11 protein-coding genes and 2 riboswitches are annotated in these 14,381 nt (G+C 61.2%); of the genes, 9 read left to right on the top strand and 2 right to left on the bottom strand.

What is annotated here, in order from left to right; translation table 11 throughout:
• The first annotated feature begins 33 nt into the window (after positions 1-33).
• Entirely contained in the window at positions 34-936 is a 903-nt protein-coding gene (locus tag ABH944_RS12090; RefSeq protein ID WP_404606151.1) for a c-type cytochrome, read from the top strand.
• An 88-nt stretch (positions 937-1,024) separates the two neighbouring features.
• Here ABH944_RS12090 and ABH944_RS12085 read toward each other — a convergent pair whose 3' ends face one another.
• A complete protein-coding gene (locus ABH944_RS12085) occupies positions 1,025-3,130 on the bottom strand; it encodes a UvrD-helicase domain-containing protein (RefSeq protein WP_404606150.1) in 2,106 nt (701 codons plus the stop codon).
• A gap of 219 nt (positions 3,131-3,349) precedes the next feature.
• On the opposite strand from ABH944_RS12085, the gene ABH944_RS12080 reads away from it, so the two are divergent.
• Positions 3,350-4,393 carry an oxidoreductase gene (locus tag ABH944_RS12080; protein ID WP_404606148.1) on the top strand — a complete coding sequence of 348 codons (1,044 nt, stop codon included), beginning with the start codon at positions 3,350-3,352 and terminating at the stop codon, positions 4,391-4,393.
• Positions 4,394-4,534: 141 nt separating this feature from the next.
• Positions 4,535-4,912 carry a hypothetical protein gene (locus tag ABH944_RS12075; protein WP_404606146.1) on the top strand — a complete coding sequence of 126 codons (378 nt, stop codon included), beginning with the start codon at positions 4,535-4,537 and terminating at the stop codon, positions 4,910-4,912.
• Positions 4,913-4,961: 49 nt separating this feature from the next.
• Here ABH944_RS12075 and ABH944_RS12070 read toward each other — a convergent pair whose 3' ends face one another.
• Positions 4,962-5,573 (bottom strand): TetR/AcrR family transcriptional regulator, encoded by a 612-nt coding sequence (locus tag ABH944_RS12070; RefSeq protein ID WP_404606145.1) that lies wholly within the window; start codon positions 5,571-5,573, stop codon positions 4,962-4,964.
• Positions 5,574-5,687: 114 nt separating this feature from the next.
• Here ABH944_RS12070 and ABH944_RS12065 point away from each other — a divergent pair, with 114 nt between their 5' ends.
• From ABH944_RS12065 to ABH944_RS12040, 6 genes are all read left to right on the top strand, one after another.
• Positions 5,688-6,602: an ABC transporter six-transmembrane domain-containing protein gene (locus ABH944_RS12065; protein ID WP_404606144.1), complete on the top strand. Its 915-nt coding sequence runs from the start codon at positions 5,688-5,690 to the stop codon at positions 6,600-6,602.
• A 56-nt stretch (positions 6,603-6,658) separates the two neighbouring features.
• Positions 6,659-6,781, top strand: a riboswitch (glycine riboswitch).
• A gap of 46 nt (positions 6,782-6,827) precedes the next feature.
• Positions 6,828-6,962: riboswitch (glycine riboswitch) on the top strand.
• A gap of 141 nt (positions 6,963-7,103) precedes the next feature.
• Positions 7,104-8,228 carry a glycine cleavage system aminomethyltransferase GcvT gene (gene gcvT, locus ABH944_RS12060; protein ID WP_404606143.1) on the top strand — a complete coding sequence of 375 codons (1,125 nt, stop codon included), beginning with the start codon at positions 7,104-7,106 and terminating at the stop codon, positions 8,226-8,228.
• Between the two features lie 67 nt (positions 8,229-8,295).
• On the top strand, positions 8,296-8,676 hold the full coding sequence (gene gcvH, locus ABH944_RS12055; RefSeq protein ID WP_062084952.1) for a glycine cleavage system protein GcvH: 381 nt from the start codon (positions 8,296-8,298) through the stop codon (positions 8,674-8,676).
• A gap of 69 nt (positions 8,677-8,745) precedes the next feature.
• Positions 8,746-11,673: an aminomethyl-transferring glycine dehydrogenase gene (gcvP, locus tag ABH944_RS12050; protein ID WP_404606141.1), complete on the top strand. Its 2,928-nt coding sequence runs from the start codon at positions 8,746-8,748 to the stop codon at positions 11,671-11,673.
• Between the two features lie 106 nt (positions 11,674-11,779).
• Positions 11,780-12,883: an alginate lyase family protein gene (locus ABH944_RS12045; protein WP_404606140.1), complete on the top strand. Its 1,104-nt coding sequence runs from the start codon at positions 11,780-11,782 to the stop codon at positions 12,881-12,883.
• Positions 12,884-12,913: 30 nt separating this feature from the next.
• Positions 12,914-14,302: an L-serine ammonia-lyase gene (locus tag ABH944_RS12040; protein WP_404606139.1), complete on the top strand. Its 1,389-nt coding sequence runs from the start codon at positions 12,914-12,916 to the stop codon at positions 14,300-14,302.
• Positions 14,303-14,381 lie beyond the last annotated feature (79 nt).

The raw sequence follows: 14,381 nt of genomic DNA, 5'->3' as shown, positions 1-14,381 counted from the left end.
CCGACTCACAAATAAAAGGGAGACGAGACGAGCATGAGTGAAGCACCCCACGGAGTCCCGATCAAAACGCCAGGCCAACTCATTGCGGCAATAGTCGCCGGGTTCGCCGTTCCTATCGTCGTGATCGTCCTGCTGGCCGTCTACGTCAACAACACGACACGCACCGGCGCCGGCACCGATTCCCTCTCCGAAGCGGAAGTGGCCGCGCGCATAGCCCCTGTCGCCCAAGTCGACATACGCGACGCCAACGCCCCCCACGTGTACAAGACCGGCGAAGAAGTCTTCAAGGCCGTCTGCACGACCTGCCACACGGCCGGCGTAGCGGGCGCGCCCAAATTCGGCAATGCCGGCGACTGGGCGCCCCGCATTGCGGAAGGCTACGACACCCTGCTTCACAACGCGCTCAACGGCAAAGGCGCCATGCCCGCACGCGGCGGCACCAGCCCCGACGACTACAGCGACTTCGAAATCGCCCGCGCAGTCGTCTATATGGCTAACGACGGCGGCGGAAAATTCGCCGAACCCGCGCAACCGGCGCCGGGCGCTGCAGCAGGCGCATCGGCGGCAGCACCGGCGAGCGGAGCCGCAGCGGGCGCCGCCTCGACCGACAACGCCCAGGCCGCCGCCGCAGTCGCGGCGCTGGCAAACGTGCCGCAAGCGAGCCCCGGTGCTGCGGCAGGCACAAGCGCGGACGCATCGCAAGCTGGCAAGACGCTCTACACGCAGGTCTGCCAGGCCTGTCACGCGGCCGGTGTGCTCAATGCCCCGAAATATGGGGACAAGGACGCCTGGGCCCCGCGCCTGAAAGAACCGATGGACACCGTCTACAACTACGCACTGCATGGCAAGGGCGCGATGCCACCCAAGGGTGGATCGAACGCATCTGACGCCGACGTGAAAGCCGCCGTCGATTACATGGTCGCAGCGGTCAAATAGCCGCTCCCCCATCAGGCACCGCAAATAAAAAACCCTGCGCAAAGCAAACCGCAGGGTTTTTTAATGCCACAAAGGCCGGCCGAAACAATCAAGCCGGTTTCTGCAGCAACTCTTTCAGCCGCGCCATCCGGTCCTTCGGCGACATCGGCGCTTCTTCCTCGGTCGGCGGCGGTGCATCGTCGAGAAGCATTTCCGGAATAAACCGCGACGGCTCGCACACCACCGTCTCGCGCGCCCGCTTGCGCTTCTTGCACCAGTTCAGATGAAGGCTGCGCTGGGCGCGCGTGATCGCCACGTACATCAGCCGCCGCTCTTCCTCGATCCGGCCGGTATCGACCGGCGCATCCGCGTCCGCATCCGGATTGCCCCGGTGCGGCATGATCCCCTCCTCCACGCCGACCAAGAACACGTGCGGATATTCCAGTCCCTTCGACGCATGCACCGTCGTCAGCCGCACGGCATCGGGATTCTCGTCCTTGCCCTCGAGCATGGACATCAGCGCGACGGTCTGGATCAGGCCGAGCAGGTTCTTGCCTTCATCGCCGAAACCATCGGCGTTGTCATAACCCGTGGCCTCGGAGTCTTCAGACGGCTCGGCCTCCGGCTTCGTGCCCTTTTTCTTCAGCCACTCGCAGAATTCCAGCACGTTCTGCCACTTCGATTGCGCCTGCCGTTCGTCGTGGGCATCGTAGAGATAGGCCTCGTAATGGATCGCCTCCATCATGTCGTCGAGCACCTGGGTGGCCGGATCGCGTCCCGCCCGATCGGACAGCCGCTGCATCCATTCGCAAAACGCACGCAACGGCTCGACCTGCCGCGCCGACAACCGCGCTTCAATGCCGCCCATGAACACGGCTTCGAACAGTGACACCTTCGCCTGCCCCGCGAACGAACCCAGCGCTTCGAGCGTGGTATTGCCCACGCCCCGCCGCGGCGTGGTGATCGCGCGGATGAACGCGGGATCTTCGTCCGGATTCGCGATCAGCCGCAAATACGAGACAATGTCCTTGATCTCGGCTTTATCGAAGAATGACTGGCCGCCTGAGAGCACGTATGGAATCCGCTCGCGCCGCAGCACCTGTTCGAAGATCCGCGCCTGAAAATTCCCACGATACAAAATGGCGTAATCGCGAAACGCCGCGCGCCGCTCGAACTTATGCGCCGAGAGCCGGAACACGACGGATTCGGCTTCGTGCTCTTCATCGTTGCAAGCGGTGACAGTAATGGAGTCGCCCATGCCGTGTTCGGACCACAGCTTCTTTTCGAACAGCTTCGGGTTGTTCGCAATCACGTTGTTGGCGGCCGTCAGGATGCGCACGGTCGACCGGTAGTTCTGCTCGAGCTTCACCACGTGCAGCCTCGGAAAGTCCTTGCCCAACTGCGCCAGGTTCTCCAGCGTCGCGCCGCGCCAGCCGTAGATGGCCTGGTCGTCATCGCCCACGGCCGTAAACGCCGCACGCGGACCGGCCAACAGTTTCAGCAGTTCGTACTGGCAGGTGTTCGTGTCCTGATACTCGTCGATCAGCAGATAACGCAGCCGGTTCTGCCACTTTTCGCGAACCTGCTCGTTCTCGGCGAAAAGCTGCGCGGGCTTCAGAATCAGATCATCGAAATCGAGCGCCTGGTACGCATGCAGCGTCGCCACATAGCTGCGAAACACAATCGCCGCCTGCATCTCGTCCTCGTTCGACGCGCTCGCCGACGCCTGATCCGGCGACATCATGCCGTTTTTCCACAGCGAAATAATCGACTGGACCTTGCGGATCAGGCCTTTGTCCGTTGTTCCAAGCTGCTCCTGGACCAGGCCGAAACAATCGCTGGAATCCATGATCGAGAACTGCGGTTTCAGGCCGACGTGCTCGGCCTCCTGCCGCATGATCTGCACGCCAAGCGAGTGAAACGTCGAGATGGTCAACTGGTTCACCGGCACGCGGCGGCCTTCCTTGCCGGGCGTGGTGAGCGTCTTCCCTTCGAGCAGCTTGGCCGTGCGCTCGCGCATTTCGAGCGCGGCCTTGTTCGTGAAGGTCAGCGCGGCAATGTGCTTCGGCTCGAAACCTTTGCCTTCGATCAGATGGGCGATCTTCTGGGTGATCACGCGCGTCTTGCCGCTGCCGGCGCCGGCAAGGACAAGACAGGGGCCATCGAGATAGCGCACCGCTTCGGATTGCGCGGCGTTCATACCTGCTGCGGACATCGTTCGGACACTTTGAGATGCGTAAATCGGGCGGACGTTTCAGCTGCCGGAAATACGCGGTGGTGAGCAAGATGGTGAGCAAAATTGCGCCTCTTCGAAGCGGGTGCAATTTCGAGAGCGCGATGTTAACACGGAAGAAACCCTCGCTCGAAAGCGATGGTTCTGGCCCTTTCCGCCCATGCCACAATACCGGCATCGCCAAAACAACAGGATGCCCACATGACAGCACTTCTCAAAGTAGGCCTGATGGGATATGGCTTCGCCGGCGAAACGTTTCACGCGCCGGTAATAGAACATTGTGGCCGCGCGGTGGTATCCGCCATTGCCACGGGCAAACCCGAGCGGGCGCAGGCCGACTACCCGAACGCGACGATCGTCGAAGATTTCGATGCACTGCTCGCCCTCGATGAACTCGATTGCATCGTCATCGCCACCCCCAACGACACCCATTTCGATTTCGCCAGGAGAGCCCTCGAAGCGGGCAGGAACGTGGTGGTCGACAAACCGGTCACCCTCTCCGGCGCCGACGCAAAAACGCTCGCCGAACTGGCCGAAAAGCGCGGACTGCTGTTTGCGTCGTTCCACAACCGTCGCTGGGATGGCGATTTCATGACGGTACGCGCGTTGATCGAAAGCGGCCGGCTTGGGCGAGTGACGCACTATGAATCACATTTCGACCGCTTCCGCCCGAAGGTGCCGCAACGCTGGCGTGAGGAAGCGTCGCGTGGCGGCGGTTTGTTGTTCGATCTCGGGCCGCATCTGATCGATCAGGCGCTGGCGCTCTTCGGCCGCCCGCAGACCATTTTCGCCAGCGTCAAGGCGCACCGCGATCACGCCAGCGCACCGGATTACGTTCATCTGTTGCTCGGCTATGAGGACAAGGAAATCGTGCTGCACGCCACCGCGCTCGCCGCGCTGGAACCGCCGCGCTTCGCCATTCACGGCACGCGCGGCAGCTATGTGAAAACGGGTCTGGACGTTCAGGAAGACCAGCTCAAAGCCGGTTTGCGCCCGGGGAACCCGGAGTTCGGCCGCAATCCTCCCGGCCTGTTGCGCGAAGTCGATGGCGACCACGACCTGCGTCAGGAGTTCGCGACCCGAGACGGTGCGTATGTGGAGTTTTATCGAGCGCTCGCGGCATCGGTGCTTGAGGACAAACCGTTCCCGGTCACTTCCCAAGATGCCGTCGATGTCATGACCATCATCGACATCGCCATTCGCAGCAACGCAGAAGGACGCCGCCTGGATTTCAAGCCGCTCTGATCTCTGATAACAAACGGCCCACGCCGGACTTTCAAACACACAGCGTTACATTTGCGCACCGCTCCGGCGTCAGCCGCGGCGGTGCGTGGGCCGTTCTTTCTCCAGTCGTCGTGTCTTAAAAACCAAAAGAGGGGAAATTCAATGCTGACGCTTAATGCAAGTTTTGCCCGCGCGCTGATCGGCGTGGCGCTCGCGGGATCGCTAGCTGCGTGTGTCGTGCAGCCGACCCGGCAGGTCGATGTCGTCCAGGAAGCACCGGCACGCCCCGATCCGCATATGGAAGCGGTGCATCGGATGGATCAGGTCAATGGCCGCATCAACTCGCTGTGGCATCACGTCGATCAGCGCGTAAGCCAGGGCTTCTACCCGCCGCCACAAGGCGATGCGTTCCATCATCGTCTGGATGTAGTGCGTCAGGAAGCGCGCGACATGGCGTCCCAGCATGGCGGCGGTTTGTCGGGTGAAGAACAGCACACGCTGAACGGCGAACTGGACGGTCTGCAGCGCGCAATTCAGTAAGCAGTAAGTTTAAGCACCGCAGTTTTATGTGCCGAACGGATGGCCTGCTCTATGGCTGCCGTTCGGCTCCAAGAGCACCAAGCTCGAACCCCAACACCATCTCCGCTACTTCCACGACCTCCTCCAACGCGGCTTCAACAGCTTCGGCCGAGGGCGCCAACAACAAATCATCGGCATAGCCCATTGCCAGCGCGAAGAGTTGCCGGGCCGCACGTTCCGGCGATGCACAGCGAAACACCTCCGCCGCCACTCCCCGTTCGATAATTCCGCGAAGCATGGCTTGCCAGCGACCAATCTCGCTTAAATAAGCCCGCGCCAGTTCCGCGTCGTGCATGGCCTCGTCCCAAGCATCCAACCACAGCCCCCAGCCATCATCCTTGCCGGCCGGCAGGCAGTCGCGGATAAAACCGAGCAACGCTTCGACCGGCGGTTTATCGGCCAGATGCGCGGCGGTTTCTTCGAGTTGCTCGTCGGCAAAGTGCACGAACGCCTCGCGGCGCAACTCATTCCAGTCGCCAAAGTAGTGATAGATGTGACTGCGCGACAACCCGGCGTGCTCGGCCAGATCGCGCGTCGAAACGTCCGCGAAACCTTTTCGGCGAAACAACTCAAGGGCGGCCGCAATGATCTGATCTTTGCGTTCGGGGGACGACCGCGACATGTTCTATTCCTTTAAAACCGTGAACGGTTTAGCTGAGCTTGCATTTTGAGCGACTGCTCAAGTATAATTTGAGCGGTCGCTCAAATTATAGCGGCTATTTCCTCAGGGCACGTCATGTCATTCGTCACACCAGAAATCCAGATAGTCGAGAGCAAAAAGCTGGGCGAGCAATCCGCCGCCTCCACGCTCAAAACCATTGCCCGTACCTATCCGGGCAAGCTGTTCTTCACGCTGTCGCTCGTTGCGCTGGAGAACGCGCTGTTGCTCGCGTATCCGCTGTTCGCCGGATTCGCCGTCGACTCCATCATCCGCGGCGACGCCCACAGCGCGTTGTTCTACGCGGTGATTGTATTGGCGTTCTGGGCGGTCGGCGCTGCACGCCGGGCCGTGGATACGCGCACCTTCACGCGGATATACGCCGATCTGGCGGTCCCGGTGATCCTGAACCAGCGGCTGCAGAACCAAAGTACGTCGACGGCCGCGGCGCGCGTGGTGCTGGCCCGGGAGTTTGTCGATTTCTTCGAAAAACACGTGCCGACCATGGTCACCGCTTTGGTATCGATAATCGGCGCCGTGGCCATGTTGCTGGCAATCGAACCGTGGATCGGCGTAGCCAGCCTGGGCGGATTGCTGCTGTGCCTGGCCTTGCTGCCGCGCTTTGCACGACGCAACCAGGGCTTGCATCAGCGCCTGAATGACCGGCTGGAGAAGGAAATCGGTTTGGTCGCGAAGGTCGGGACCGTCACGCTGAACAGGCACTATCGCGTGCTTTCCAGACTGCGGATTCATTTGTCGAACCGCGAAGCCGGGGCGTTTCTCTTCGTCGGTTCTGTCGCGGCCGTGCTGTTTGTCATCGCCATCAGCCAGTTGGCGCTGGCGCCGGCGGTCAAGGCCGGACATGTCTATGCCGTGATGACGTATCTCTGGACCTTTGTGAGCAGTCTGGACGAAGCGCCGTCGATGGTCGATCAACTCGCGCGCCTGCGCGATATCGGCAGGCGCGTGGACCCCGGGCTCGCGAAGGATTAAGGGCAGCCGTGCCAGCCCGCGGCGTTTGACAAGCTGAATTCGGTCGCGTAAATTCGCCGCACGCGTCGGGAGAGAGCGCTGGCCGTTGGTCGTTGATGTTCCAGACGACATAAAAACGAAGCAGCGCCGCCGAAGGGGCACACCCACAAACTCTCAGGCAAAAGGACCGGCCGCGTCGAAGTTCCGTTCAAGCAGTGCGCCTTTAACCGGGCGCCGGTGAACGGAAAGTCGAACTCTGGAGAGCGGCATCGGCTGATCAGGAAACACCAGCCAGATGCCCACCGAAGGGGCGCGCGTTGAACGTCGGAGCATCGGCGAACTGCGTGCAATCTCTCAGGTACCGAGGACAGAGGGGTCATGTACCGAATCGCTACGCGGTTTGGGCTTTGCACGTTGCAGCCGGATGGTTTCACGCATCTGGCGCAGCTCAAAAAGCCGAAACCCCGAGCGGGTTCGACGCATGGCCTTTTTTTGTTTTCGCGCACGCCCGAGGCCCGCTCCATGTCTGATCTTCAACACACGCCCTTGCACGCCACTCACCTTGCGCTCAACGCACGCATGGTCGATTTCGGCGGCTGGGACATGCCCGTCAATTACGGCTCGCAGATCGACGAACACCATGCGGTGCGCACCGACGCCGGCATGTTCGACGTGTCGCACATGCGCGTCGTCGATTTCACCGGCGACAAAGCGCGCGAGTTCTTCAAGTACGCAATCGCCAACAACGTCGACAAACTCACCGTTCCCGGCAAGGCGCTCTATTCGTGCCTGCTGAACCCGGAAGGCGGCGTGATCGATGACCTGATCGTCTATTACTTCGCTAACGACAACTACCGCGTCGTCGTGAACGCCGGCACGGCTGAGAAAGACATCGCGTGGTTCGGCCATCTGAACGCGGAAGGCGGTTTTGGACTGACCATCACACCGCGACGCGACTTCGCGATCGTCGCCGTGCAGGGACCGAACGCACGCGAAAAAGTCTGGCAAGTGCTGCCGGAAACGCGTGACACCACCGCGGAACTCAAACCCTTCAACGCCGTGCAATTCCCGGCCAGCTCGTTCGGCGACGTCATGCTCGCGCGCACCGGCTACACGGGCGAGGACGGTTTCGAAATCGTGGTTCCGGCGACGCAAGTGGAAGCGTTCTGGAACGCATTGATCGCGCAAGGCGTGAAGCCTGCCGGCCTCGGCGCACGCGACACGCTGCGCCTGGAAGCCGGTATGAACCTGTACGGCCAGGACATGGACGACACGGTCTCGCCACTCGACGCCGGGCTCGCCTGGACCGTCGATCTGAGCGACACGAATCGCGCGTTCGTCGGCCGTGCCGCACTGGAAGCGAATGGATCGAAGGCGCGCTTTGTCGGCTTGATTCTGCAGAAGGAAAACGGCCGCGCGGGTGGCGTGCTTCGTGCTCACCAGAAAGTCGTCACGGCCGACGGTGAAGGCGAGATCACGAGCGGCACATTCTCGCCGTCGATGCAGGAATCCATCGCGTTCGCCCGGGTGCCAGCGAGCGTGAAACCGGGCGACAAAGTGCATGTCGTGATCCGCGACAAACAACTGCCTGCAAGCGTGGTAAAACTGCCGTTCGTGCGCAACGGCAAGGTGTTGGCGGCGCTTTAAAACGCCCGCAATCGCCTGCTGAAAAAGCCACGCACGACCCACCCTCAAAGACAACTGGAGCATCCGCATGAGCATCCCGGCCGACCTCAAATACACCGAATCGCACGAATGGGTGCGCACCGAATCCGACGGCACCCTGACCATCGGTATTACAGATCACGCACAGGAAGCACTGGGCGACGTCGTGTTCATCGAATTGCCGCCGGTGGGTAAGACCGTTGCGGCCGGCGACGCCATCGCGGTGATCGAATCGGTGAAGGCAGCATCCGATATCTACGCACCCGTATCCGGTGAAATCGTCGGCGCGAACGACGCGCTGACCGGCACGCCGGATCAGATCAACGGCACGCCGTACGAAAGCTGGCTCTTCAAGATCAAGCCCGCCGCCGACGCCAAGACGGATCGGCTGATCGATGCCGCTGCATACGGCACCTCGATCGGCGAGTAAAACTTTTCAACGACCGTGCGGCGTGCTTGGCGCTCAACAGCAAACCACGCCGCACCAGCAGGAACTCTCATGAAGCTCGAACACCCGGACCATCTGATGAATCGCTCATCCTTGTCGCTCGCCGCACTCGAATGCCACAACGCGTTCGCCCAGCGGCACATTGGCCCGGATGCGGCCGACCAGCACGCCATGCTCGAAGCGCTCGGTTTCGCCTCGCGTGCTGCGTTCATCGACGCGGTGATTCCCGAGTCCATCCGGCGTCAGGAAACGCTTCCGCTCGGCGCGTTCACGCAGCCAAAGAGCGAAGCAGAAGCGCTGGCGTCGTTAAGGAAACTCGCGGATCAGAACCTGGTGTTCAGAAACTACATTGGGCAAGGTTATTACGGCACGCACACGCCGGCCGTGATCCTGCGTAACGTGCTTGAAAACCCGGCGTGGTACACGGCATACACGCCGTATCAGCCGGAGATTTCGCAAGGCCGCCTGGAAGCGTTGCTCAACTTCCAGCAAATGATTATCGACCTGACGGGTCTCGCTATTTCGAACGCATCGCTGCTCGACGAAGCCACTGCCGCCGCCGAAGCCATGACGCTGCTGCAACGCGCGGGCAAGCCGAAATCGAACGTGTTTTATGTTGCCGAGGACGTGCTGCCGCAGACCATAGAAGTCGTGCAGACGCGCGCGAAACCGGCAGGTATTGAAGTGAAAGTCGGTCCCGCCGACGATGCCGCCAAAGCCAACGCATTCGGCGTGCTGCTGCAATACCCGGGCGCGAATGGCGATGTGCACGACTATCGCGCATTGACCGAAGCCGTGCATGCCGCCGGTGGTTTTGTGATCGCCGCCGCCGACTTGCTGTCACTCACGCTGCTGACCCCGCCGGGAGAATGGGGCGCGGATGTGGCTATCGGTAATACGCAGCGCTTTGGCGTGCCGGTCGGTTTCGGCGGCCCGCACGCCGCGTACATGGCCGTACGCGATGACTTCAAACGGCAAATGCCTGGCCGTCTGGTCGGCGTGACCGTCGATGCCCAAGGCAAGCACGCGCTGCGTCTCGCGCTGCAAACGCGTGAACAACATATCCGCCGCGAAAAGGCGACATCGAATGTATGTACGGCCCAGGCGCTCCTCGCGATCATGGCCAGCATGTACGCCGTGTACCACGGGCCGCAGGGTCTCAAGACCATCGCGTTGCGCGTGAATCGCGTCGCGTCGATCTTCGCTGCCGGCGTGCAAAAACTCGGTTACACGCTCGCGAACGAAACCTTCTTCGACACCGTCACCATCGTCAGCGGCACGAATACCACGGCGCTGCATCAGGCCGCGTCGGCAGTACACGTGAACCTGCGCCACATTGATGCAACGCACGTAGGCATTTCCGTCGATGAAACCACCACGCGCGACGACCTCCTGAAGCTCTTCGCGCTGTTCGCGGAAGTGGCGGGCAAGACGGAAACATTCGATATCGACGCACTGGATGCAGACGCAAAAGTCTCCTTGCCGAAATCGCTGGAACGCACGAGCGATTACCTCACGCATCCGGTGTTCAACCGTCATCACTCCGAGCATGAAATGCTGCGCTACCTGCGCAGTCTGGCGGACAAGGATCTCGCGCTCGACCGCACGATGATCCCGCTCGGTTCATGCACGATGAAGCTGAACGCAACGTCCGAAATGCTGCCGGTGACGTGGCCCGAATTCGCGCAGATTCATCCGTTCGCGCCGGCTGAGCAAACGGTCGGTTATCGCACGATGATCGATCAGCTCGAGCAAATGCTGGTTGCATGTACGGGTTACGCGGCGGTGTCGCTGCAACCGAACGCCGGCTCGCAAGGCGAATACGCCGGCCTGCTGATCATCCACGCGTATCACGAGTCGCGTGGCGAAGGGCATCGGAACATCTGCCTGATTCCGTCGTCCGCACACGGCACGAACCCGGCATCGGCGCAAATGGCCGGCATGCAGGTCGTGGTGGTTGCGTGCGATGAACAAGGCAACGTCGATATCGCCGACTTGAAGGCCAAGGCCGACAAGCACGCTGCGAATTTGGCGGCAATCATGATCACGTATCCGTCCACGCACGGCGTGTTCGAAGCGAACGTGCGCGAAATCTGCGAGATCGTGCATGCGCACGGCGGCCAGGTCTACGTCGATGGCGCGAACATGAACGCAATGGTCGGCCTGACCGCGCCGGGCCAGTTCGGCGGGGACGTTTCGCACCTGAACCTGCACAAGACTTTCTGCATTCCGCATGGCGGCGGCGGACCGGGCGTGGGTCCGGTTGCAGTCGGCGCGCATTTGGCCAAGTTCCTGCCGAACCAGCATTCGACCGGTTATCAACGCGATACAGCGGGGATTGGGGCGGTATCGTCGGCGCCTTATGGCTCGGCCGCCATTCTGCCGATCTCGTGGATGTATATCGCAATGATGGGCGCGCAAGGCCTCACGAGCGCCACCGAAAGCGCGATCCTCGCAGCGAACTACGTGGCGAAGCGTCTCGCTCCGCATTACCCCGTGCTGTACAGCGGCACGGGCGGCCTGGTCGCGCACGAGTGCATTCTCGATCTGCGTCCGTTGAAAGAAACCAGCGGCATTTCGGTCGATGACGTCGCGAAGCGCCTGATCGACTACGGTTTTCATGCGCCGACCATGAGCTTCCCGGTGCCGGGCACGTTGATGGTCGAGCCGACGGAATCGGAGTCAAAGGAAGAACTGGATCGGTTTGTCGATGCGATGATCGCCATTCGCGACGAAATTCGCGCGGTGGAGGAAGGCAAGTCGGATCGCGAAGACAATCCGCTGAAAAACGCGCCGCATACGGCAGCGGTGGTTGTGGCCGATGGCTGGAGCCACGCCTACTCGCGTGAAACGGCGGCATATCCGCTGACTTCGTTGATTGCACGCAAGTACTGGCCGCCAGTCGGCCGCGCCGACAACGCTTACGGCGACCGTAATCTGTTCTGCTCGTGCATTCCATTGTCGGAATATAGCGAATAAGCACGCGTTTCAACTGTCCGGCCTCCCTGAGGGCCGGACAGTTTTGCCGGAGTCACACAACACCAGATACCATCTCACCCGAACCAAGCCAATCAGGGAGTTTTGCATGGCGCGACAGGTGCGAGTGGTGAGTAAGACGTGGCGTGTTCCGGCGATGATCGCGGCTCTTGCGACATCGGCAATCACGGCGCAGAGCGCGTTTGCCGCAATGAATTTTTGCGCCGCGCCCGCGATGCAGACGAGCGAGCGCACGAATGCCGATCCGGGCGTGAAAGCATTGGTACAGATGGTCCAGTCGCGGCTGAACGACCAGCCGAAGGCGCGGGCCACGCTTCATACGGAAGGCACGTTGCCGCATCAGGGCATTCGCGACGAAAGCGAAGAAGCGGAAAAGGATCTCGGATTAATGCGCGACGCCGCGCTTGCGTGGCGCGCGACCGGCAACGAAGCGTATTTGCGGCTCGTGGACCGGTTTCTATTCGCCTGGGTCACAACGTACCAGCCGAGTTTCAATCCTATCGATGAAACGAATTTCGAGTCGCTGATCCTCGCCTACGACCTGACCGCGAGCGCCTTGCCGGTAAAGACGCGGAATGCGTCGAGCGCGTTCATCACGAAGCTGGTGACGGGATATATAGCGGATATCGACAAACAAAAGCGGCCTCTGACCGGCACGTATCGAAACAACTGGCAGAGTCACCGGATTAAGTTGATCGCGATGGGCGCGTTCACTATTGATGACCGCAAGCTGATTAACGCAGCGCAGCGTCTGTATGTGGAGCATATTGGAGACAACATTGCGCCGGACGGCTCGACCATCGATTTCGCCGAACGCGACGCGCTGCATTATGTCACTTACGATCTGCAGCCGCTGGTCACCGCCGCGCTCGCAGCGCGTCGCCATAACCGCAACTGGCTGGGTGAGCGCGCACAGTCGGGCGCGACGCTGGCCGCCGCGCTGAACTGGCTCACGCCGTACGCGCTCGGCACACGCACGCACGAAGAATTCGTTCATTCGACCGTGCCCTTCGATGCCACCCGCCGCGAGGCCGGCCTGCCCGGTTATTCGGGCACGTGGGATCCGAAACACGCGGCCGAATTGTTTCATCTATCGGCGCGGCTTGACGGGCGTTACACGCCCATTGCGCTGCGCCTGGCGCCCACGCCGCCGGCCTGGCTCGCGGTATGTCTACCGCTGCCGGCGCGCTGATTTTTTAGCAGCACCTTTGCAGGAGCAGTCATGGCAGTCAGCGTTTTCGATCTTTTCAAAATCGGCATCGGTCCGTCGAGTTCGCATACGGTCGGACCGATGCGGGCCGCCCTGATGTTCGTGCAGGGGCTCGAACGTGATGGTCTGCTGGACGCCACTGCCAGCGTGAAATGCGAGTTGTACGGCTCGCTTGGTGCAACCGGCAAGGGGCATGGTACGGACCGGGGCGTGATGCTCGGCTTGATGGGCGACGCGCCTGACACTGTCGATGCCGACACGATCAGCGCGCGTCTGGAAACCGTGCGCGCGACGAAAAAGCTTTTGCTGCTGGGCCGGCATGAGATTCCGTTCGTGCTGAAGGAACACATTGTGTTTCTGCGACAGGCGCTGGCTGAGCATCCGAACGGCATGAAACTCCACGCCTTCGATGCCGACGGCGTGTCATTGCGTGACTCGACCTATCTCTCGGTGGGCGGCGGTTTTGTGGTGACGGCGGGGGCGTCGAATGTGAAGGTGCTCACTGCGATTGAACAGTTGCCGTATGCGTTCCAGTCCGGCGATGAATTGCTTGCGTTGTGCCGTGAAACGGGCAAATCCGTGGCGCAATTGATGTGGGAAAACGAGCGTGTGTGGCGTAGCGAAGAGGAGATTCGTGCGGGCTTGCTGCGCATTTGGGACGTGATGCAGTCGTGCGTGAAGCGCGGTTGCGGAATCGATAACCCCGACGCCGATGGCTGCCTGCCCGGTCCCTTCCAGGTTAAACGGCGCGCGCCGGTGTTGTATCGGGCGCTGGTCGACAAACCCGAGCAGGCGCTGCGCGATCCGCTTTCCATGATCGACTGGATCAACCTGTACGCCATTGCGGTGAACGAGGAAAACGCGGTGGGCGGGCGTGTGGTGACGGCGCCGACCAACGGTGCGGCAGGGATTATTCCGGCGGTGCTGCATTACTACGACCGGTTCGTGCCGGGGTCGAATGCGCAGGGCGTGATTGATTTTCTGCTGACGGCGGCGGCTATCGGAATTCTGTACAAGATGAACGCTTCCATTTCGGGTGCCGAGGTCGGGTGTCAGGGTGAAGTAGGCGTGGCATGTTCAATGGCGGCGGCGGCGTTAGCGGCGGTCATGGGCGGAACGCCGACGCAGGTTGAAAACGCGGCCGAGATCGGGATGGAACATAACCTCGGGCTGACTTGCGATCCGGTTGGCGGGATGGTGCAGATTCCATGCATCGAACGCAATGCGATGGGGTCGATGAAAGCGGTGAATGCTGCGCGCATGGCCATGCGAGGAGATGGCAGCCATTATGTGTCGCTCGATTCCGTCATCAAAACCATGATGCAAACCGGCGCCGATATGAAAACCAAATACAAGGAAACGTCACGGGGTGGGTTGGCGGTGAACATTGTTGAGTGTTGAGGTTGCCGGCGCCAGCAGAACCAGCAAAACCCCTCCCTAGCGCCGGCGCCCCGCCCAAGCGTAAGCTATGAAATCCCCT

The organism is Caballeronia udeis (assembly GCF_044909315.1).
Lineage (GTDB): Bacteria > Pseudomonadota > Gammaproteobacteria > Burkholderiales > Burkholderiaceae > Caballeronia > Caballeronia udeis_A.
This window is presented reverse-complemented; position numbering and strand designations above follow the sequence as displayed.

Coding starts and splice junctions, on each gene's coding strand:
- ABH944_RS12090 (WP_404606151.1), top strand. CDS start 34: ATGAGTGAAGCACCCCACGGAGTCCCGATCAAAACGCCAGGCCAACTC.
- ABH944_RS12085 (WP_404606150.1), bottom strand. CDS start 3,130: ATGTCCGCAGCAGGTATGAACGCCGCGCAATCCGAAGCGGTGCGCTAT.
- ABH944_RS12080 (WP_404606148.1), top strand. CDS start 3,350: ATGACAGCACTTCTCAAAGTAGGCCTGATGGGATATGGCTTCGCCGGC.
- ABH944_RS12075 (WP_404606146.1), top strand. CDS start 4,535: ATGCTGACGCTTAATGCAAGTTTTGCCCGCGCGCTGATCGGCGTGGCG.
- ABH944_RS12070 (WP_404606145.1), bottom strand. CDS start 5,573: ATGTCGCGGTCGTCCCCCGAACGCAAAGATCAGATCATTGCGGCCGCC.
- ABH944_RS12065 (WP_404606144.1), top strand. CDS start 5,688: ATGTCATTCGTCACACCAGAAATCCAGATAGTCGAGAGCAAAAAGCTG.
- gcvT (WP_404606143.1), top strand. CDS start 7,104: ATGTCTGATCTTCAACACACGCCCTTGCACGCCACTCACCTTGCGCTC.
- gcvH (WP_062084952.1), top strand. CDS start 8,296: ATGAGCATCCCGGCCGACCTCAAATACACCGAATCGCACGAATGGGTG.
- gcvP (WP_404606141.1), top strand. CDS start 8,746: ATGAAGCTCGAACACCCGGACCATCTGATGAATCGCTCATCCTTGTCG.
- ABH944_RS12045 (WP_404606140.1), top strand. CDS start 11,780: ATGGCGCGACAGGTGCGAGTGGTGAGTAAGACGTGGCGTGTTCCGGCG.
- ABH944_RS12040 (WP_404606139.1), top strand. CDS start 12,914: ATGGCAGTCAGCGTTTTCGATCTTTTCAAAATCGGCATCGGTCCGTCG.